Source organism: Tistrella mobilis KA081020-065 (assembly GCF_000264455.2).
Taxonomy (GTDB): Bacteria; Pseudomonadota; Alphaproteobacteria; order Tistrellales; family Tistrellaceae; genus Tistrella; species Tistrella mobilis.
Genome location: NC_017958.1, coordinates 368,338 through 387,698 on the forward strand (window position 1 = coordinate 368,338; position 19,361 = coordinate 387,698).

General features: G+C 68.9%; 18 protein-coding genes. 14 read left to right on the forward strand and 4 right to left on the reverse strand.

The window, feature by feature from the left end; genetic code table 11:
- Positions 1 to 16 precede the first annotated feature (16 nt).
- Genes TMO_RS25490 through TMO_RS30925 form a run of 3 tightly spaced genes read left to right on the forward strand, consistent with a single transcriptional unit; the run spans position 17 to position 2,162 of the window.
- On the forward strand, positions 17 to 904 hold the full coding sequence (locus tag TMO_RS25490; RefSeq protein ID WP_041607822.1) for an alpha/beta hydrolase: 888 nt from the start codon (positions 17 to 19) through the stop codon (positions 902 to 904).
- On the forward strand, positions 904 to 1,971 hold the full coding sequence (locus TMO_RS25495; protein ID WP_014747940.1) for a helix-turn-helix domain-containing protein: 1,068 nt from the start codon (positions 904 to 906) through the stop codon (positions 1,969 to 1,971). Before TMO_RS25490 ends, TMO_RS25495 begins: the two co-directional genes overlap by 1 nt.
- A 32-nt stretch (positions 1,972 to 2,003) precedes the next feature.
- Positions 2,004 to 2,162, forward strand: a complete 159-nt coding sequence (locus TMO_RS30925) for a type II toxin-antitoxin system PrlF family antitoxin (RefSeq protein WP_267021628.1) — start codon at positions 2,004 to 2,006, stop codon at positions 2,160 to 2,162.
- Between the two features lie 81 nt (positions 2,163 to 2,243).
- On the opposite strand, the gene TMO_RS25505 is transcribed toward TMO_RS30925, so the two are convergent.
- Both TMO_RS25505 and TMO_RS25510 read right to left on the reverse strand, forming a co-directional pair.
- Positions 2,244 to 3,392: a thiolase C-terminal domain-containing protein gene (locus TMO_RS25505; RefSeq protein WP_014747942.1), complete on the reverse strand. Its 1,149-nt coding sequence runs from the start codon at positions 3,390 to 3,392 to the stop codon at positions 2,244 to 2,246.
- Positions 3,389 to 3,811, reverse strand: a complete 423-nt coding sequence (locus TMO_RS25510; protein ID WP_014747943.1) for a Zn-ribbon domain-containing OB-fold protein — start codon at positions 3,809 to 3,811, stop codon at positions 3,389 to 3,391. Before TMO_RS25510 ends, TMO_RS25505 begins: the two co-directional genes overlap by 4 nt.
- 329 nt (positions 3,812 to 4,140) lie before the next feature.
- Between TMO_RS25510 and TMO_RS25515 the strand changes: the two genes are divergently transcribed.
- The 10 genes from TMO_RS25515 (at position 4,141) to TMO_RS25555 (ending at position 16,677) form a co-directional block, all read left to right on the forward strand.
- The gene (locus tag TMO_RS25515; RefSeq protein ID WP_014747944.1) at positions 4,141 to 5,118 is read left to right on the forward strand and encodes a 3-keto-5-aminohexanoate cleavage protein; all 978 of its coding nucleotides are present in this window, start codon (positions 4,141 to 4,143) and stop codon (positions 5,116 to 5,118) included.
- A gap of 168 nt (positions 5,119 to 5,286) precedes the next feature.
- Positions 5,287 to 6,912 carry an ABC transporter substrate-binding protein gene (locus TMO_RS25520; protein ID WP_014747945.1) on the forward strand — a complete coding sequence of 542 codons (1,626 nt, stop codon included), beginning with the start codon at positions 5,287 to 5,289 and terminating at the stop codon, positions 6,910 to 6,912.
- Positions 6,913 to 6,988: 76 nt separating this feature from the next.
- Positions 6,989 to 8,011, forward strand: a complete 1,023-nt coding sequence (locus TMO_RS25525; protein WP_014747946.1) for an ABC transporter permease — start codon at positions 6,989 to 6,991, stop codon at positions 8,009 to 8,011.
- The gene (locus tag TMO_RS25530; protein ID WP_014747947.1) at positions 8,008 to 8,856 is read left to right on the forward strand and encodes an ABC transporter permease; all 849 of its coding nucleotides are present in this window, start codon (positions 8,008 to 8,010) and stop codon (positions 8,854 to 8,856) included. The genes TMO_RS25525 and TMO_RS25530 overlap by 4 nt, the downstream gene beginning before the upstream one ends.
- The gene (locus TMO_RS25535) at positions 8,853 to 10,574 is read left to right on the forward strand and encodes an ABC transporter ATP-binding protein (protein ID WP_014747948.1); all 1,722 of its coding nucleotides are present in this window, start codon (positions 8,853 to 8,855) and stop codon (positions 10,572 to 10,574) included. Before TMO_RS25530 ends, TMO_RS25535 begins: the two co-directional genes overlap by 4 nt.
- Before the next feature lie 68 nt (positions 10,575 to 10,642).
- Complete coding sequence (locus tag TMO_RS25540; protein WP_014747949.1) at positions 10,643 to 11,371, forward strand: GntR family transcriptional regulator; 729 nt, start codon at positions 10,643 to 10,645, stop codon at positions 11,369 to 11,371.
- Between the two features lie 5 nt (positions 11,372 to 11,376).
- Positions 11,377 to 11,559 (forward strand): hypothetical protein, encoded by a 183-nt coding sequence (locus TMO_RS31415; protein WP_145978437.1) that lies wholly within the window; start codon positions 11,377 to 11,379, stop codon positions 11,557 to 11,559.
- A gap of 93 nt (positions 11,560 to 11,652) precedes the next feature.
- On the forward strand, positions 11,653 to 13,008 hold the full coding sequence (locus TMO_RS25545; protein ID WP_014747950.1) for an aspartate aminotransferase family protein: 1,356 nt from the start codon (positions 11,653 to 11,655) through the stop codon (positions 13,006 to 13,008).
- 14 nt (positions 13,009 to 13,022) lie between these two features.
- Positions 13,023 to 15,059 (forward strand): hydantoinase/oxoprolinase family protein, encoded by a 2,037-nt coding sequence (locus TMO_RS25550; RefSeq protein WP_014747951.1) that lies wholly within the window; start codon positions 13,023 to 13,025, stop codon positions 15,057 to 15,059.
- 4 nt (positions 15,060 to 15,063) lie between these two features.
- A complete protein-coding gene (locus TMO_RS25555; protein WP_014747952.1) occupies positions 15,064 to 16,677 on the forward strand; it encodes a hydantoinase B/oxoprolinase family protein in 1,614 nt (537 codons plus the stop codon).
- A 104-nt stretch (positions 16,678 to 16,781) separates the two neighbouring features.
- Here the strand turns inward: TMO_RS25555 and TMO_RS25560 are convergent, their stop codons facing one another.
- Entirely contained in the window at positions 16,782 to 17,981 is a 1,200-nt protein-coding gene (locus TMO_RS25560; protein WP_014747953.1) for an MFS transporter, read from the reverse strand.
- Positions 17,982 to 18,083: 102 nt separating this feature from the next.
- Between TMO_RS25560 and TMO_RS25565 the strand changes: the two genes are divergently transcribed.
- On the forward strand, positions 18,084 to 18,524 hold the full coding sequence (locus TMO_RS25565; protein WP_014747954.1) for a winged helix-turn-helix transcriptional regulator: 441 nt from the start codon (positions 18,084 to 18,086) through the stop codon (positions 18,522 to 18,524).
- Between the two features lie 40 nt (positions 18,525 to 18,564).
- On the opposite strand, the gene TMO_RS25570 is transcribed toward TMO_RS25565, so the two are convergent.
- A complete protein-coding gene (locus TMO_RS25570) occupies positions 18,565 to 19,236 on the reverse strand; it encodes a GntR family transcriptional regulator (protein ID WP_014747955.1) in 672 nt (223 codons plus the stop codon).
- Positions 19,237 to 19,361: the final 125 nt, after the last annotated feature.

Below are 19,361 nucleotides of genomic sequence, written 5' to 3' on the forward strand. Positions count from 1 at the left end.
GATCACGGGCATGGACATGAAGCGCATCCGGGCCGGGCAGCTGGAGATCGCGTATCTGGAGGCCGGCGCGGCGAGCGGCCCGCCGGTGGTGCTGCTGCACGGTTTTCCCTACGACGTCCACGCCATGACCGAGGCGGGGCGGATGCTCGCCGCCTCCGGCCATCGGGTGCTGATCCCCTGGCTGCGCGGCTATGGTCCGACCCGCTTCCTGGACGACGCGACGCCGCGTTCGGGCGAACAGGCGGCGCTGGGGGCCGATCTGCTGGCCTTCCTGGAGGCGCTCGACCTGCCGCCCGCCGTGCTCGCCGGCTATGACTGGGGCGGGCGCGCCGCCTGCATCGTGGCGGCCCTCCGGCCCGAACGGGTGCGCGGGCTGGTGAGCGGCGGATCGGGCTACAACATCCAGAACATCGCCGCCGCATCTGCACCGGCAACGCCCGAGGCCGAGCATCGCTGGTGGTATCAGTATTATTTCCACGGCGAGCGCGGCCGGGCCGGTCTCACCCGGAACCGCCGCGATCTCTGCCGGCTGCTGTGGAAACTCTGGTCGCCGGACTGGGATTTCGACGACGCGACCTTTGCCCGAACCGCCGCCGCCTTCGACAACCCCGATTTCGTCGAGGTCGTCCTCCATTCCTATCGCCACCGCTATGCGCTGGTGGCGGGCGACCCGGCCCATGCGGCGATCGAGCAGCGGCTTGCGGCCCAGCCGCCGATCACAGTGCCCGCGATCGTGCTCCAGGGCGGCAGCGACGGGGTCGATCCGCCCGAAGGCCGCGATGGCGACCGCCGGCAGTTTCAGGGTCCCTGGTCTTACGAGGTGCTGCCGGGCATCGGCCACAACATTCCCCAGGAAGCACCCGCGGCCTTTGCCCGCGCGGTGGCAGAGCTTGCCCGCCGCTGATGCCGTCCCTGCCTCTGCCCTTCGTCGGCGCGCTGCTGCTCGCCATTCTCTGCGCGCGGCTGGTCGCAGGCAGCGAGCCCGGCCGGCGGATCACGCCGCCGCTGGTGTTCGTTGCCGCCTGCACGCTGGATCTTATCGTGGTCGGGCTGCGCTGGAGCACCGATCTCGCGGCCATCCGCGCCCTTCAGCCGGTGGTCGCCGCCACCCTGCCGCCGCTCGCCTGGCTGTGCTTCGCCCGCCTCACCCGGCCGCGACGCCGTGCCCTCTGGCCACATCTGCTGCCAGTGGCCCTGGTGGCGGTGCTGTCGGGCATCTGGACGCTGTGGAAGGCGCCGATCGATGGGGTGCTGGCGGCCGTCTTCCTTGGTTATGCCGCAGCCCTGCTGCGCCTCGCCGCCCGCGGCCCCGATGCGCTGGCGGCGGCGCGGCTGGACGACGCCCCAAAGGCCATCCGGTCGATACGTCTGGTCGGGCTGGTACTGGCGAGCTTCGCCCTGGTCGACCTCGCCATCGCCGTCGATGTTGCGCTCTCGGCCGGTCGCCATGCTGCGCTGATCGTGGCCGCGGCCAATCTGATCGCCCTGCCCGCCGGCGCCTGGGCCATCGCCACCACCGGCCTTGCCCCGCCGCAGCAGCCGGCGGTGCCAACGGAACCGCCACAAGCGAAGACGGCACAGGATGACGAGCCTCCGGCTGACGAGGACGACCTCGCCGAGGATCAGGCGATCATCGACCGCCTCGACGCCCTGATGCAGGACCGCGCGCCCTATCGCGACCCCGACCTCACCCTCGACCGCCTCGCCCGCCGTCTGGGCCTGCCGGCCCGTCGCCTCTCGGCCGCGGTCAACCGCCGCCTGAACCGCAATGTCTCGCAACTGGTCAACGACCACCGCGTGGCCGAGGCCTGCCGCCTGCTCTCCACCACGGACGCCCCGGTCACCCGGATCATGTTCGACGCGGGCTTCCAGACAAAATCCAACTTCAACCGCGAATTCCGCCGGGTCACCGGCACCACCCCCAGCGCCTGGCGGCGGGATCGGCGGGGGGCGGGGGCGCGCACGCCGTGATCGTCACCATGTCTGCCGAAAGAGAGGCACCGATGTCCATCACCCTCTTCCTCGACCTGCTTGCCGCCGACATCGACGCGCATCCGGAGCGCCTGATCCCGCTCGATCCCGCCCTTATACAGCATGCCCTGGCGCTGACTGCCGGGGTCGAGATCGATCTCGACGCCCCGCTGTCGGATGAAGATGAGTAGGGGCGGTGCACTCGCCGTCCTGACGATCCACACACCCCAAACGGGTTCAAACCGAAGATCCGCGCCCCGCTTGCGCCCCCGTCAGCGGCGGGCCAGGATGACCGTGCCGGCGGTGCCGAACATGCCGCCCACGCCCTGGACGACCGAAATGCGGGCGTCCCTGACCTGTGCCCCTTCGGGCGCCGTGCCGCGCATCTGGCGGACGGCTTCCTGAAGCGCGTACATGCCGTACATGCCGGAATGCATATAGTTGATGCCGCCGCCATTGGTGTTCATCGGCAGCCGGCCGCCGGGGGCGGTGTGGCCGTCGGCGATGAAGCCGGCCGCCTCGCCCGGTTTCACGAAACCCAGCGCCTCCAGCCCATAGAGCGGCACATGGGCGAAGGCGTCGTAGATCATCAGATGGTCGACATCGGCGCGGTCGATGCCCGCCGTGGCGAAGGCCTGGTCCCCGGCCACGCGGAAGGCGCGGGAGCTGGTGTAGTCCTTCATCTCGGTGATCATCAGATGTTCGACGCTCTCGCCCGTGCCGATCACGTCGACCGGGCGGGTCGGGAAATCGGCCGCGCGGTCGGGAGCGGTCAGCACCAGCGCACCGCCGCCATCGGTGACCAGACAGCACATCAGGATGCGGAACGGCCAGGCGATCATGCGCGAGGCCAGCACCTCGTCGATCGTCACCGGGTCGCGGCGGAAGGCGCGCGGGTGGAAACCGGCCCATTGCCGCTGCACCACCGTCACCCGGGCGAGATCTTCCTCGGTCACCCCGAAGGTCTTCATGTAGCGCAGCGCCGGGATGGTGAACAGCGTCGCCGCCATGGTCGGGGTATAGCCCAGTTCGAACTGGCCCATCAGCGAATGCGCGGGCACCGTCCAGGGCACATGGCCGACCCGCGACCGGCCGCTTTCGCCATGGGTGATCAGCACCGTGCGGCAGAGCCCGGCCCGGATCGCCGCCGCGGCATGGGCGACATGGGTCATGAAGGAACAGCCGCCAATATTGGTGGCATCCACCCATGTGGGCGTGATGCCCAGATACTGGGCCAGCATCGCGGGGTTTTCACCCGCCGTGGCGATGCCGTCGATATCGCCAGGGGTGAGGCCGCAATCGGCCAGCGCATTCAGCGCCGCATCGGCATGCAGATCCAGTTCCGACATGTCGGGCAGCACGCCGAGCCGGGTGGTTTCGGCCGCCCCCACGATCGAGGCCAGGGGGTGGGTCAGGCTCATGCACCGGCTCCGTTGCTCGTGGCCACCGGCCTGAATTTGGGCAGGGTGATCGTCTCGGAGACCGGCTCGAACACCACCTCCAGCGCCATGTCGAGCGGCAGCGCCTCGGGTGTCTGGGGGCAATCCACGATATTGGTCATCATCAGCGGCCCTTCGTCCAGCCGCACCACCGCCACTGCATAGGGGCCGTCGCCGCCCTTGGGCACCATGTGGTTGATCACATAGCTCCAGAGCGTCGCCCGGCCGCTGCATTTCAGCGCCGTCACCTCCCGCCCGCCGCAGGCGGGGCAGAAGGGCCGGGGCGGAAAATGGCGGCCGCCGCAGGCGGTGCATTCCTGAACGTAAAGCTCACCTCTCCGGGTCGCGTCCCAGAACCAGGCCGTCGACGGCGTCGGTTCGGGCAGGCTGCCTCTCAGCATCGGTTACCCTCGTCTGTGGTGTGTCATGCCCCAGGGCTCATGCCCCAGGACCCGTCTTCGACGACGGCCGGGGCAGAAAGGAGTTTGACAAGCGGGGGCCAGATGATCAAATCTTTGATCAAAGATCGAGCATCAATCGCTCACCACCTCCTTTCCCCCGCATGCCTGCCCGGCAGGTCGCCTTCCCCGGCGGCATCTCACCGGGCGTCTTCCCCGCCTGGCGGGCGCGGCCTTCCATTGCCGTCGATTGAATACGATGGCATGTGATCAACCGCGGCCGGACGGGCATGCCCCTGATGTCATTCCCCCGAGGACGAGGACCCTCCCCCATGGCAGACGTGCCCGAGACCGCGGCCGATGCGGCCGCAAAGCCCCGCAGCCGCGGCAAGAAGCTGATCATCAGCTGTGCGGTGACCGGCGCCGTGCACACGCCGACCATGTCGCCGCATCTGCCCTATACGCCCAACGACATCGCCACCCAGGCGGTGGATGCCGCGAAGGCCGGCGCCGCGATCCTGCATCTGCATGCGCGCGATCCCGAAGACGGCCGGCCGAGCCCGAAGCTTGCCCATTACGAGGGCTTCGTGCCCCGCATCCGCCAGCAATGCGATGCGGTGATCAACATCACCACCGGCGGCTCCACCGCCATGACCATGGAACAGCGGCTGGAAGGCCCGCTCGGCCTCTCGCCCGAGATCTGCTCGCTCAACATGGGCTCGATGAACTTCGTCTATTCCGATCTGGGGCAGCGCTATCAGAACTGGCGCTTCCCCTGGGAAAAGCCCTATGTCGAGGCGACGAAGGACGTCATCTTCCGCAACACCTTCGGCGATATCGAAACCATCCTGCGCGAGATGGGCGAACGCCGGGGGGCGCGCTTCGAATACGAGTGCTACGACGTCGGCCATCTCTATACGCTGGCGCATTTCCTGGACCGCAAGCTCGCGACCCCGCCGCTCTTCGTGCAGATGGTCTTCGGCATCCTGGGCGGCATCGGCGCCGACCCCGACAATCTGATGCACATGAAGACCATCGCCGACCGGCTGTTCGGCGACGCCTTCGAATGGTCGGTGCTGGCTGCCGGCCGCCATCAGATCAATTTCGCGACCATGGCGGCTGCCATGGGCGGCCATGTCCGCGTCGGGCTTGAGGACAGCCTCTATGCCGGCCCGGGCAAGATGGCCGAAAGCAATGCCGAGCAGGTCGCCAAGATCCGCCGGATCGTCGAGGAACTCGGCCGCCCGATCGCGAGCCCCGAAGAAGCGCGTGCCATGCTGGGCGTGCCGTCGAGGGCCGCCGCGGCCTGATTGCCGACACGCCGACCTTCCGCACCATCCCCCTCCCGTCCGGTGCCCTTGCGGGGAGCGCAAGAGCACCGGACGGCGAGCGGCAGACCACCCGTCTGAAGCCCCCGATACGACCCAGACCGAGACGGACAGACAAGAACCGCACGGGACCATCGACAGGAGGCAGGAATGCTGCACACACGGCCGAGGGGGCGCCTGCGCGCCCGCCTCATTGCCGCCGCCGCCTCGGCGGCGTTGACCCTGACGGCCATTGCCGGCGCCGCCCAGGCCCAGAGCCGGGAAGAGACGTTGCGCGTGGTGACCGGCGGCCAGGTGAATACCCTGGACGCCGGCATGCAGGGCATCACCCGCGACGGCTTCGGCCTGAACTGGAACATCTACGACCGGCTGGTCAGCTGGGACCGGAAGAAATTCGGCGACGGCTATATCTACGACTTCGACCATATGAAGGGGGAGCTGGCCGAGAGCTTCACGATCAGCGATGACGGCCTGACCGTCACCTTCAAGCTGCGCCCCGACGCCACCTTCCATGACGGTTCGCCGGTCACGGCCGAGGATGTGAAGTGGTCGCTGGACCGCGCGGTGTCGCTGAAGGGCCCGGGTGCGCAGATGGCGACCGGCTCGCTGAAATCGCCCGACCAGTTCAAGATCATCGACGCCCACACCATTCAGGTGACGCTGGACAAGCCGGACCGGCTGGCGGTGCCGAACCTGGCCGTGGTCTTCCCGGTCATCCTGAATTCGAAGCTCGCCAAGGAACACGCCACCGCCGAGGATCCCTGGGCGACCGAGTGGCTGAAGGAAAACCAGGCCTCGGGCGGCGCCTACAAGGTCTCGACCTTCAAGGCCGGTCAGCAGGTGGTGCTGGAGCGGTTCGACGACTGGAAGAGCGGCCCGCTGCCCTATTTCAAGCGGATCATCGTCCAGACCGTGCCCGAGGCATCGACCCGCGCCAGCCTGATCGAGCGCGGTGACGCCGATCTCTCGATCGATCTGCAGGCAAGCGACGTGCTGGCGCTGAAGGATCGCGGCGCCGTCAAGGTGGTGTCGATCCCGCAGGTCAACGCCTTCCAGATGATCGCCTTCAACACCCGGATGGCGCCGTTCGACAACGTCAAGGTCCGCCAGGCGGTTGCCCATGCGCTGCCCTTCGACGACATGTTCACCGCCGCCCTCTACCGCCGCGGTGCGCCGCTCTGGGGAGCGACCTGGAAGGATCTGCCCGACAACGGCAAGTTCCCGCAGCGTCTGCCCTATTCCACCAACCTCGACAAGGCCAAGTCGCTGCTGGCCGAAGCCGGCTTCCCGAACGGCTTCAAGACCACCTTCTCGTTCAATGTCGGCTCGGCCGCGACCAGCGAGCCGATCGCGGCGCTGATCAAGGAATCTCTCGGCAAGATCGGCATCGACGTCACGGTCGAGAAGGTGCCGGATGCGCAGATGGGCACCCTGATCTCGGAAAAGAAGCTGCCCTTCTTCACCGAAAGCGCCATCGCCTGGCTGCCCTCGGCCGACTATTTCTTCCGGGTGTTCTTCCAGGGTGAGACCCGGTGGAACTACGGCTCGTTCGTGAACGAGGAACTGGCCGAGCTGACCGCCAAGGCACGCTACGAGCGTGACCCCGCGGCCTATGAAGCGGCCGCGAAGCGCATGGTCAAGATCGCCGCCGACGAGGTGCCGGTCGTGATGCTCTGGCAGCCCGCGCTCGATGCGGTGATGGCGAAGAACATCGACGGCTTCACCTACTGGTTCCACCGTCAGACCGACTATCGCAGCCTGACCCGGACCAAGTGACGCCGCCCCGCCCCGTGGCCCGGGCCATAGCCCGGGCCACGGGGCAGCCACCCGCCTCAGGGAAAGGACGACCCCCATGCGCTCGATCGCATACCGGTCCGCCCGACGGTTGGCCGCCGCCCTGCCGGTGCTGCTGGGCGTGCTGGTCTTCACCTTCGTGCTGATGCGGCTTCTGCCCGGCGACCCGGCCGTCTTCTTCGCCTCTGGTCCGAATTCCGGCGAGGCCGAAATCCAGGCGATGCGCGAGAAGCTGGGCCTCGACCGCTCGCTGCCCGAACAGTTGATCCTCTATCTGGGCGATGTCGCGACCGGCGATCTCGGCACCTCGATGACCACCGGCCGGCCGGTGCTGGACGATCTGGCCGAACGCCTGCCCGCCTCGCTCGAACTCACCGTGGTCGCCCTTGTGCTGGCGCTCGCGACCGCCTTGCCGCTCGGCATCCTGGCGGCGCTGATGCCCGGCTCGGTGCTCGACCATGTGGTCCGCGTGGTCTGCACCGCCGGTGTGGCGATGCCGACATTCGTCTCGGGCCTGCTGCTGATCTTCGTCTTCTACTACCTGCTGGGCTGGGCGCCCGATCCCACCGGCCGGATCGACGTCTTCCTGATCGCGCCGCCGCCGGTGACCGGTTTCCTGCTGATCGACGCGCTGCTCGCCGGCGATATGGAGGTCTTCCGGGCCGCCCTCGGCCAGCTGATGCTGCCGGCGATCACCATGGCCCTGTTCGTGCTGGCCCCCTTGGCCCGCATGACCCGCGCCTCGATGCTGGCGGCGCTGGGCGGGGATTTCGTCCGCACCGCCCGCTCGCTCGGCCTGCCGGGCTGGAAGGTGGTCAATGTCTATGCGCTCCGCAACGCCATCCTGCCGGTGCTGACCACCACCGGCATCATGTTCTCCACCATGCTCGGCGCCAATGTGCTGGTGGAGAAGGTCTTCTCCTGGCCGGGTGTCGGCTCCTACACGCTGGATGCGCTGCTCGCCTCGGATTATGCCCCGGTGCAGGGCTTCGTCCTGCTGATGGCCGGCATCTTCGTGGTGGTCAATCTGATGGTCGATCTCGCCTACGGGATCGCCGATCCGCGGGTGGTGATCGAATGAGCACGGCAACGCTGAAACATGTGGGCTGGGTGCTGCGCGGCAATGCCGTCACCGCCGGCGCCGCGCTGGTCACCCTGCTGCTGGTGGTGATCGCGATCCTGGGCCCGGCGATCGCGCCGCATGATCCGCTCACCTCCAACGTCGCCAATGCCCTGACGCCACCCTCGGCGGAGCACTGGTTCGGCACCGACCGCCTCGGCCGCGACATCTTCAGCCGGGTGCTGGTGGCGACCCGGCTCGATCTGGGCATCGCGGTCGCAGCCGTGATCCTGTCCTTCGCCATCGGCACCGCCATCGGCGGGGCGGCCGGCTATCTGGGCGGCCGCTTCGACAAGATCACCGGCCGGGCAGTCGATGTGGTCATGGCCTTCCCGCTTTTCGTGCTGGCCATGGCGCTGGTCGCGGCCCTCGGCAACCGGGTCGAGAACGTGGTCTATGCGACCGCGATCATCAACCTGCCCTTCTACATCCGTTTCGCCCGCGCCGAGGTGAATGTCCGCCGCGATCTGGGCTGGGTGGAGGCCGCGCGCGCCTCGGGCAACGGCAAGGCGGCGGTGCTGTTCCGCTTCCTGCTGCCCAATGTGATGCCGGCGATGATGGTGCAGATCTCGCTCAATCTGGGCTGGTCGATCCTGAATGCCGCCGGCCTCTCCTTCATCGGCCTGGGCGTGCAGCCGCCGACTCCCGAATGGGGGATCATGGTCGCCGAAGGCGCCCGCTTCATCACCACCGGCTATTGGTGGACCGTGGCCTTCCCCGGCCTCGCCCTGGTCGCGACCGTGCTGTGCTTCAACCTGCTCGGCGATGGCCTGCGCGACATGCTCGACCCCAGGATGCGGACATGATGGTGGATCACGCAACGATGACCCGGAGCCTTGCCCGCAACACCGGCGCCGATGCCGCAGAACCCCTGCTCTCGATCCAGGATCTGAAGGTCGGCTTCTCCACCCGCCGCGGCCGGGTGGAGGCGATCCGCGGCATCTCCTTCGATATCGCCCCCGGCCAGGCGCTGGGCGTGGTGGGCGAAAGCGGATCAGGCAAATCGGTCACGGCCTATGCGATCACCGGCCTGCTCGACCGGGCGGGCCGGATCGACGGCGGCCGCATCCTCTATCGCGGCCGCGATCTGGTCGGCGCCTCGCGATCGACCATGAAGCGGCTGCGCGGCGGTGCGATCTCGATGATCTTCCAGAACCCGCGCGCGGCGCTGAACCCGATCCGCAAGGTCGGCGACCAGCTGGCCGATGTGCTGATGGCCCATGAGGGGCTGACCGGCCGGCGGGCGCGGGCCAAGGCGGTGGAACTGCTCGATCAGGTGCGCATCAACGATCCGGCGAAGCGGCTGGATGCCTATCCGCACGAGTTGTCGGGCGGCATGTGCCAGCGCGTGATGATCGCGCTGGCCCTTGCCTGCCACCCGGATCTGCTGATCGCCGACGAGCCGACCACCGGGCTCGATGTCACCACCCAGAAGACCGTGATGGATCTGGTGGCGACGCTGACCCGCGAGCGCGGCATGTCGATGATGCTGATCACCCATGATCTGGGCCTGGCCGCCGCCTATTGCGACCGGATCGCGGTGATGGAACGCGGCCTTCTGGTCGAGGCGGCACCCTCTGCCGATCTCTTCGCCCGACCGCAGCACCCCTATACCCGCCGTCTGGTCGCCGCGACGCCACGGCGTGAGTCCACACTCGACGATCTGGTGGCGGCCGCCCCCGAAGCCGCGGCCCTCGCCGCCCGGCCGGCCGAAGCGGCGCACCGGGCACCGGCAACCGCCAGCCCGGCGACACCGCTTCTGGAATTGCGCGGCCTGATCAAGCGGTTCGGCGACGTGAACGCCGTCGACGACGTCGCCTTCCGCCTGAATGCCGGTCAGGCGCTGGGGCTGGTGGGCGAGAGCGGATCGGGCAAGACCACCATCTCGCGCATGGTCTGCCGGTTGGTCGATGCCACCGCGGGCGAGATCCTGTTCGATGGCGAGGATATCTCTCAGGTGCCGGCCGCGGTGTTCCACCGCCACCGGCTGCGGCGCGACATCCAGATCGTGTTTCAGGACCCGACCGAGAGCCTGAACCCGCGCTTCACCGCCTTCGACAGCATCGTCGACCCGCTGCGCCGGCTGGGCGGCCCGCAGGGCGCCCGCAGCCTGAGGGCGCGGGCGGAGGATCTGGCCGACCGGGTCGGCCTGCCCCGCGAGCTGCTCGACCGCTTCCCCCATCAGCTGTCGGGCGGCCAGAAGGCGCGGGTCGGCATCGCGCGCGCGATCGCGGTGGAGCCGCGCCTGCTGATCCTGGACGAGCCGACCGCCGCACTCGACGTGTCGGTTCAGGCGGTGGTATTGGGTTTGCTGGATCGCCTTCGACGCGAGACCGGCCTGACCTATCTCTTTGTCAGCCACGATCTGAATGTGGTGCGGATGCTGTGTGAGACGGTGGTCGTACTCCGGCGTGGCCAGGTGGTGGAAGCGGGCGAAAGTGCCGCCGTCTTCGACCGCCCGGCCCACCCGTATACGGCCGAGCTGATCGCGGCGATTCCGCATTTCGAACCCGACGCGGCCTGAGGTCGCCGGCGGCCCGCGACGGGCCGACCGATCAGAAGACGTTGACGACCAGGGCCAAGGAGACGCACGTGACGCAAAATCTGCTGGATCTGGCGGGCATCGACCGGCCCATGAAGACGACCCTGCGCGACCAGATCTACACGCGGCTGCGCGAGGCGATCATGGCCGGGCGGTTCCTGCCAGGCCAGCATCTGGGTATCATCGCACTCGCCGAGGCGCTGAATGTCAGCGCGATGCCGGTGCGCGAGGCGCTGCGCCAGCTTGTGGCCGAAGGCGCGCTGGAAATGCTGCCCAACCGCATGGTCAAGGTGCCGGTCATGACCCATGAGCGGTTCCGGCAGATCCTGGGCATCCGTCTGCTGCTGGAAGGCCATGCGACCGAGCTGGCCACACCCCATTTCACCGATGCCCAGTGCGACCGGCTGCAGGAGCTGTCCGACGGCATGGCGGCGGCGCTGGCGGAGAACGACGCCGAGACCTACTTCGCGCTCAACCAGGATTTTCACTTCACCATCTACAAGGCCTCGAACTCGGACGTGCTGATGCAGCACATCCGCATGCTGTGGCTGAAGATGGGGCCGTTCATCCGGCTGAGCTACAACCAGAGCGGCGTGAAGGCGACCGAGGTCAATCATGGCGAGGCAATCGCGGCGCTCCGCGCCCACGATCCGGTCGCCGCGGCCAACGCCATCCGCATGGACCTGATGGAGGCCGCCGAGGTCATCCAGGAGGTCAATCCCGCAGCCTTCACCGATGTCGAGCCGACCGCAGAATTGCACGTCCTCGACGAGGAGTAGTTGGTTTGTCCGCCCTCGCCGGGCGGGTGCTCCGCACCCTTGGCCGCCGCCGCAATGGCGGCTGGAGTTTGTACGCCCTCGCCGGGCGGGTGCTCCGCACCCTTGGCCGCCCCCGCAATGGCGGCTGGAGTTTGTATGCCCTCGCCGGGCGGGTGCTGAAGCACCGTCCGGCTCCCGGTCGCCCCTGACGGGGTGCCGGCTCCCCCTCCGGCCGGCGCCGCTTGACAGGCGTCGGCATGCGCGTAAAGTTTGATCAAAGATCGAAGATACGAGGTGGCCTGATGTCCGGACGCCCCCATCGCTGGGTCAACCAGCATGCCCCGACCCAGATCCTGCCCAAGGCGCTGAAAGGCGAGGGCGTGTATCTCTACGATGCCGCCGGCCGTCGCTATATCGATGGCTCGGGCGGGCCGGCGCTGTTCTGCCTGGGCCATTCGCATCCCGAGGTTCTGGCAGCGATGCGCGGCCAGCTGGAGGCGCTGGAATTCGGCTACACCACAACCTTCACCACCGATGCGATCGATGCGCTGTCGGAGCTGCTGGTGGAACAGGCGGGCGGCAACCTGACCCGCGTCTCCTATGTCTCCGGCGGGTCGGAAGCCAACGAGACCGCGATGAAGCTGGCGTTGCAGGTTCAGCGCGCCCGCGGCTTCGCCAACCGCACCCGTTTCGTGGCCCGCAACCAGTCCTGGCACGGCTACACCATCGGCACGCTGTCGCTGTCGGGCCATCCCGCCCGCCGCGCGCCTTACGAAAAGGCGCTGCTCGACGTGATCCACGTCTCTGCCGCCAACGACTACCGGCCAATCGCCACCACGGGGCGCGGCCCGGAAGCGCTGGCCGAGGCGCTGGCCGCCGAATTCGAGCAGGCGCTGCTCGCCGCCGGGCCCGAGACCGTCGCCGCCTTCTTCTTCGAGCCGGTGGTGGGGGCCGCCGGTGGCGCCGTGCCCGCACCTGCCGGCTATGCACGGCGGATGCGCGAGGTCTGCGCCCGCTATGGCGTGCTGATGGTCTCGGACGAGGTGATGTGCGGCGTCGGCCGCTGCGAGGCCTGGCGGGCGCTGGCGGTGGACGGGGTCGAACCCGACATCATGACCATCGCCAAGGGGCTGGGCGGCGGCTACATGCCGATCGGTGCTGCGATCTATTCCGAACAGGTCTATCAGGACATCATCGCCGCCGACGGCCGTGTCGCCAGCGTTCATACCTATTCCGGCCACACGCTCGCCTGCGCCGCCTCGCTCGCCGTGCAGACCGTGATCCGCCGTGACGATCTGGTCGAGAAGTGCCGCGTCGACGGCCTGGCGCTTCACGACATGCTGACGGCGAGCTTCGGCCAGAACCCCTTCGTCGGCGACATCCGCGGCCGCGGTTTCTTCCGCGCCATCGAGCTGGTCGCCGATCGCGAGAGCAAAACCCCCTTCGCCCCCGAACTGGGCCTTGCCGCCCGGGTGGCCGAAACCGCTTTCGAGAACGGCCTGATCTGCTACCCCTCGCCCGGCACCGCCGACGGCATCCGTGGCGATCACGTGCTGCTGGCGCCGCCCTTCACCGCCAGCCGCGAGGAACTGGCCGAGATCGTGGACAAGCTTGCCCGGACCCTCGACACCGTCCTCGCCCAGGCCCGCGCCGCATGACTTCGGGAACGATCATGACCAACTCTGCGAACCCGCGCCGCTGGCGGGTCGGCATCGATATCGGCGGCACTTTCACCGATGTCGTCGCCATCGACACCGCCAGCGGCGAGCGCCGCCTGGCCAAGGTCCCGACCGTCCCCTCCGCCCCGTTGAGCGGCCTGGTCGCGGCGCTGGACGCCGTTGGCCTCGGCTGGCCCGACGTCTCGGAACTGGTCCACGGCACGACCATGGTCACCAACGCCCTGGTCGAGGGCAAGACCGCGCCTGTGGCACTCGTCACCACCCGCGGCTTCGAGGACGTGCTGGCGATCGCCCGGCAGAGCCGGCAGACCCTCTACGACCTCGCCACCCCGCCGCGGCTGGCGCCCGACGTGCCCCAGGATTGCTGCTTCGGCTTCCACGAGCGGGTCGATGCCCAGGGCCGGGTGGTGATCGAGCCCACCGATGCCGAGATCGAGCGCCTGGTCGCCAAAGTCCGGGCCAGCGGCGCCGGCGCCGTGGCGGTGGCCCTGCTCCATGCCTATGCCGAGCCCGCCCACGAGGCGAGGCTGGGCGCTAAGCTGCGCGAGGCCATGCCCCATGTCTCGCTGTCGCACGAGGTCAGCCCCGAGGCGCGCGAATATGAACGCACGCTGACCACGGTGCTGAATGCGGGCGTCATGCCGCTCGCCTCCACCTATGTCGAGCGTCTGGCGGGCCATGTGCCGGCGGGCACCCATGTCCATCTCTTCCACTCTGCGGGCGGCATGACCTCTCTTGCCGCCGCGCGGGCACGGCCGCTCTCGCTCGCGATGTCGGGTCCCGCAGCGGGGGCGGCCGCTGCCGCCGGCGCCGCAGCCGAGGCCGGTATCGGCCACGCCCTCGCCTTCGACATGGGCGGGACCACCACCGACGTTTCGCTGATCGTCGACGGCGTGGTCGAAATCGCCAGCAACCGCCGGCTCGCCGGCCGGCCGGTGCGTCAGCCCATGGTCGCGATCGAATCGATCGGCGCCGGTGGCGGCTCGATCGTGCGCGCCGCCCATGGCGGGCTGACCATCGGCCCCGACAGCGCCGGCGCCGATCCGGGCCCTGCGGTCTATGCCCGTGGCGGTGCCCGGCCCACGATCACCGATGCCAACGCTATCCTGGGCTATCTGGATCCCGAACGGGTTCTGGGCGGCTCCATCCGGCTCGATCTCGACGCGGCGGCGAAGGTGCTGGCGCCGATCGGCGAGGCGCTGGGCCGAGACACCCAGGGCACGGCGCTCGGCGTGGTCCAGGTCGCCAATGCGGTCATGGCCCGTGCGCTCCGCCGGGTGACGGTCGAACGCGGTGTCGACATCCGCGGCTGCACGCTGATCGCCTTCGGTGGCGCCGGCCCGATGCATGCCTGCGGTCTCGCCCGCGAGGTCGGCATCGACCATATTCTGGTCCCGGGTGTCTCGGGCGGTTTCTCCGCCTATGGCTGCATCTCGGCCGAGCCCTCCTTCACGCTTCAGCGCACCGTGCGCCTGAAGCGCAGCGACTGGTCAGAAGACCGTTTCGATGCGGCCCTCGCCGAACTCCGGGCCCAGGCGGCCGAGCCGCTGATCGAGGCCGGTTTCGATGCCGGGCTGATCTCCACCGCCGAAACCGCCCTGCTGCGCTATGTCGGCCAATCCGATGCGGTCGAGGTGCCGGTCGCCGGCATGCGGGCGGCAGAGGACATCACCCGCGCCTTCCACGATGCGCATGTCCGGCTCTACGGCTATGCCACCGACGAGCCCTGGGAGGTCGAATCGATCCGCATCCGCGCCTCGGTGCCTGCAACCGACATCGCCGCCGCCCCGGTGACGACCGCCGAGGCCGGGGCCGCGCTGCCGGTCAATTCCCGCAACACCTGCTGGTTCGACGGCACCGGCCCGGTCGACACGCCGCGCATCGACCGCGACCGCCTGCCCGTCGATCTGAAGGTCCAAGGCCCGGCGATCATCGAGGATGCGGTCTCGACCGTGGTGGTCGAACCCGGCGCCACCGCCTGGACCGACCGGTTCGGCCATCTGCACATCCGCCTTGCGACCGGGAGCTGAGCCCATGAGCACCGATCTCCCCACCACCGTCGATCCCTTCGTCGTCGAGATCATCCGCAACGCCCTCACCTCGGCCGCCGAGGAGATGTCGCTGGTGGTGATGCGCTCGGCCCGGTCGCCGCTGCTGCGCGAGGCGGGGGACCTGTCCTCGGCCCTGACCGACCACGAAGGCGGGCTGATCGCCCAGGGCCATGACGTGCCGGTGCATCTGGGCGTGATGGCCTTCACCATCCGTGCCTTCCTGGACAGGGTGCCGGCGGAGCGTCTGGCCCCGGGTGACGTCTGGATCCTCAACCTGCCCGATGTCGGCGGCAACCACCTGCCCGACGTGAAGGTGATCCGCCCGGTCTTCGCCGGCGACCGGCTGCTGGCCTTCTCGGTCCAGCTTGCCCACTGGGCCGATATCGGCGGGGCGGCGCCCGGCAGCTATTACGCCGCCGCCACCGATGCCTGGATGGAAGGCATGCGGATCCCGCCGACCCGGATCTTCGCCGGCGACCGGCCGGACCACGAGAAGATCGGCCTGATCCTGGCCAATGTCCGCGGCGCCGCCGAACGCGAGGGCGACCTCCTGGCCCAGGTGGCGGCAACCCGCGTCGCCGAGCGCCGGATCCTGGAAATCGTCGAACGCCACGGCGCCGACACGGTCGCCGCCGCCATGGCCGCCCTTCAGGACATCTCGGAAGCGCAGATGCGGGCGGCGATCGAGGCCCTGCCCGACGGCGTCTATGAAGGCGTCGACTATCTGGATGATGGCGGGCCGGGCGACCGGCCGGTGGCGATCCGGGTGCGGGTCGAGATTTCGGGCGATCGGGCCCGCTTCGACTGGTCGGGCACCGATGATGCGATCGCAGGCCCGCTCAACACCACGCCCTCGATCGCGGGCGCCGCGGTCTTCTACGTGGTGAAATCGCTGGCGGGTGCGGCCATCCAGCCCAATGGCGGCTGCTACCGGCCGCTTGAAATCGTCACCCGCCCGGGCTCGGTGCTCGACCCCGGCCCCGACAAGCCGGTGGTCGGCGGCAATCACGAGACCTCGCAGCGCGCCGTCGACGCCCTGTTCATGGCCTTCGAGCCGGTGCTGGGCGAGCGGATGACCGCCGGCGGCAACACCTCGGCCGGGCTGCTGATCTTCAGCGGCCCCGGCCCCCATGGCCGCTGGGCGACCTTTTACGAACCCCATGGCGGCGGCGAGGGTGCGCGCATCGACCGCGACGGCATGAGCGTGGTCCGCGTCCACCTGACCAATGTCATGAACACGCCGGTCGAGGTGATCGAGGCGGAATACCTGCTCCGCCTGGAACGCCAGACCCTCCGCCGCGGCTCGGGCGGCACCGGCGCCCACAGGGGCGGCGAAGGCCAGGTCCGCATCTACGAGGTGCTGACCGACGGCATGTCGCTGACCACCATGTTCGAACGCCGGATCGTGCCGCCCTATGGCCTGAAAGGCGGCCAGCCCGGCGCCCCGGCCCGGGCGACGCTGGTGCGGACCGACGGCAGCCGGACCGACCTGCCCGGCAAGGCCAATATCGCGCTGAAGCGCGGCGACAAGGTCATCTTCGAGACCCCCGGCGGTGGCGGCTACGGCACCGCCGCCGGGATTGCGGCGGCGGAATGAGGACGGCTCCTCCCCGGTAGCTCCCGATCCGATCTCCACCGCCCTGCATCCGCGGGAGACAGCGTCTCCTCCCCTCCCGTCTCCCGCGGATGCGCATCTTTCGCCTAAGGCGAACCGCGGCCTGTCACGAGATGGAAGATCAGGCCGGCGGCGCTGATCCCCGCCCCTGTCAGGCAGACCCCCGACCAGCCGGCCAGGGCATAGGCCGAGGTCGAGGCAACGCCCCCCAGCGCGCTGCCGGCGGCATAGAAGACCATATAGCCCCCGACCAGCCGGCTCTGCGCCTTCGGGAAGGCCGCAAAGATCAGACTCTGACTGGTGACATGCACCGCCTGAACGGCGAGGTCGAGCAGGATCACCCCGATCACCAGCAGCACCAGCGACTGCCCCAGAAGCGCGATCGGCGCCCAGGACAGGGTCAGGATCGCGAGTGCAAGGCCGGTCGTCCATCCGCCAAGGCCCCTGTCGGCCAGCCGGCCCGCGACCCCCGCGGCAAGCGCCCCCGCCAGGCCCGCCAGGCCGAACAGCCCCACCTCGGTATGCGAGAGCAGAAGCGGCGGCGCGCGCAGCGGCAGAACCACCGGCGTCCAGAATGTGCTGAAGGCTGCGAAGATCAGGAAGGCCAGCACCGCCCGCCGGCGCAGCAGCGGCCTCTGCAGGAACAGGACCGGGATCGACCGGATCAGCGCCCCGTAGCCGATCGGCGCCACCGGTGCCGGATGGTGCGGCAACAGGCGGCGGAGCATGACCGCCAGCCCCAGCATCAGGACGGCAGAGGTCAGGTAGACCGCCCGCCAGCCGCCGAGATCGGCGATGGTGCCCGAGACGAAGCGGGCGGCGAGGATCCCGGCAACCACGCCGCTGGTCACCAGCCCCACCGCCCGCCCCCGTTCGGCCGCCGGTGCCAGCGCCGCGGTGAAGGCAACCAGGACCTGGACGACCACCGCCAGCAGCCCCACCGCGAGCATGCCGGCCAGAAACACCCCGGCCGTCGGCGCGGTGCCCGCAATCGCCAGTGCCGCGGCCGACAGGGTGATCTGGCGAAGTACAAGCCGGCGCCGGTCGATCAGATCCCCCAGCGGCACGACGAACACCAGCCCGATCGCATAGCCGATCTGGGTCAGGGTCACGACCAGCCCGATCCGCGCCGGTGCAATCCCGAACGAGGCGGCAATGGCATCGAGCAGCGGCTGGGCGTAGTAGATGTTGGCGACCGCAACACCGCAGGCGGCGGCGAAGATCGGCAGGGCCCGGCGCGGCAGGGCCGTCTCGGTCGGGGAAACGGGAGAGATGGAATGGGTCATGGCAGCATCCGTTGCATCTGGTCCTTTCATAGGACTTCTTGTGCATCGGAGAATCTAGTTCTATATTAGAACCAGATCAGGCAGGGCAAAAGCGGGGGGAAGATGAAGCGGACGAGCCTGGCCGGCGCCGCCTGCCCGGTTGCGCGGGCGCTGGACGTCATCGGCGACTGGTGGTCGCTGCTGATCGTGCGGGATGCCTTCGACGGCATCCGTCGTTTCAGCGCCTTCCAGGAAAATCTGGGCATCGCCCGCGGCATGTTGAGCACGCGGCTGCGCGCCCTGGTCGATGCCGGCATTCTCGGCCATGCCCCCGCCTCGGACGGCTCGGCCTATCGCGAATATGTGCTGACCCCGCAGGGCCGGGCCCTGTTCCCGGTGATCGTCGCGCTCCGCCAATGGGGCGAGGACCATCTCTATGCGCCGGGTGAGCCCTGCTCCGCACTTGTCGACACGCAGACCGGCGCACCAGTCGCGCGGCTCGACGTCCGCGCCCGGGACGGCCGCCGGCTCGACTGGACGGATACGGCGGTGCGCGGCGCGTAACCGGCCGGAGAGCGTTGCGCAACAGGGCGTTCCGTCGCACTCACCCCTGCAACCGGCTCAAATTCTTCGCCACCGCCTCCTGCATCGCCGCCCCTGAGCGGCGGACATGGTCGCGCATGGCCTGAAAGGCTGCATCGGCGTCACCTGCGCGGATCGCCACCATGATCCGGGCGTGGTCGTCCGCCGAATCGGCGGCGCTGCGCCGGACCATCAACTGGTGGAACTGCATGCGGTAGATCGGCAGGGTCAGCCCCTCGGCCACTTCTCGCAGCTTGGCATTGCCGGCCATGTCATAGATCAGGCGGTGAAAGCGGGCATTGTGCTCGATATAACGCGTGCCACCTTCGGCCGTGGCCTCCGCCGCCTCGGCCGCGATCTCGTCCAGACGTCGGCGGTTGTCACCCTGGTCGATGTTCAGTGCCGCCAGCTCCGCCGCCCGCGCCTCGACCGCCTCGCGCACCGAGAAGATCTCGGCGATGTCGGCCGCCTCGAAGCGGCGGACCACGGCGCCGCGATTGGGCTGCACGTCGACCAGCCCCTCGCCGTTCAGGCGCCGGATTGCCTCGCGCACCGGCCCGGCGCTCACCCCCAGTCTTTTGGTGATGTCGGCCACGATCAGCCGCTGACCCGGGGCGAAGCTGTGGTCGCGGATGCCCTCGCGCAGCGCGTTGATGGTGAAGTCGACGACCGATTCTTCCGTCTCGTGTGCCATGCGCGTCCCGGGGGCTGAGGTCCTGTCCGCCAGATCCTAGGATAATTTCCTCCCATAATCCAGTTGCACCCCTTCGGAATCGTGCTATAGGATTTTATTAAGATTTTTTCTGAACATGTGGGAGG

Bases quoted from the DNA above. Each gene is read 5' to 3' on its own strand.
- TMO_RS25530 (WP_014747947.1), top strand. From the start codon at position 8,008: ATGAGCACGGCAACGCTGAAACATGTGGGCTGGGTGCTGCGCGGCAAT.
- TMO_RS25565 (WP_014747954.1), top strand. From the start codon at position 18,084: ATGAAGCGGACGAGCCTGGCCGGCGCCGCCTGCCCGGTTGCGCGGGCG.
- TMO_RS25510 (WP_014747943.1), bottom strand. From the start codon at position 3,811: ATGCTGAGAGGCAGCCTGCCCGAACCGACGCCGTCGACGGCCTGGTTC.
- TMO_RS25545 (WP_014747950.1), top strand. From the start codon at position 11,653: ATGTCCGGACGCCCCCATCGCTGGGTCAACCAGCATGCCCCGACCCAG.
- TMO_RS25555 (WP_014747952.1), top strand. From the start codon at position 15,064: ATGAGCACCGATCTCCCCACCACCGTCGATCCCTTCGTCGTCGAGATC.
- TMO_RS25495 (WP_014747940.1), top strand. From the start codon at position 904: ATGCCGTCCCTGCCTCTGCCCTTCGTCGGCGCGCTGCTGCTCGCCATT.
- TMO_RS25515 (WP_014747944.1), top strand. From the start codon at position 4,141: ATGGCAGACGTGCCCGAGACCGCGGCCGATGCGGCCGCAAAGCCCCGC.
- TMO_RS25535 (WP_014747948.1), top strand. From the start codon at position 8,853: ATGATGGTGGATCACGCAACGATGACCCGGAGCCTTGCCCGCAACACC.
- TMO_RS25570 (WP_014747955.1), bottom strand. From the start codon at position 19,236: ATGGCACACGAGACGGAAGAATCGGTCGTCGACTTCACCATCAACGCG.
- TMO_RS25560 (WP_014747953.1), bottom strand. From the start codon at position 17,981: ATGACCCATTCCATCTCTCCCGTTTCCCCGACCGAGACGGCCCTGCCG.
- TMO_RS30925 (WP_267021628.1), top strand. From the start codon at position 2,004: ATGTCCATCACCCTCTTCCTCGACCTGCTTGCCGCCGACATCGACGCG.
- TMO_RS25520 (WP_014747945.1), top strand. From the start codon at position 5,287: ATGCTGCACACACGGCCGAGGGGGCGCCTGCGCGCCCGCCTCATTGCC.
- TMO_RS25505 (WP_014747942.1), bottom strand. From the start codon at position 3,392: ATGAGCCTGACCCACCCCCTGGCCTCGATCGTGGGGGCGGCCGAAACC.
- TMO_RS25550 (WP_014747951.1), top strand. From the start codon at position 13,023: ATGACCAACTCTGCGAACCCGCGCCGCTGGCGGGTCGGCATCGATATC.
- TMO_RS25525 (WP_014747946.1), top strand. From the start codon at position 6,989: ATGCGCTCGATCGCATACCGGTCCGCCCGACGGTTGGCCGCCGCCCTG.
- TMO_RS25490 (WP_041607822.1), top strand. From the start codon at position 17: ATGAAGCGCATCCGGGCCGGGCAGCTGGAGATCGCGTATCTGGAGGCC.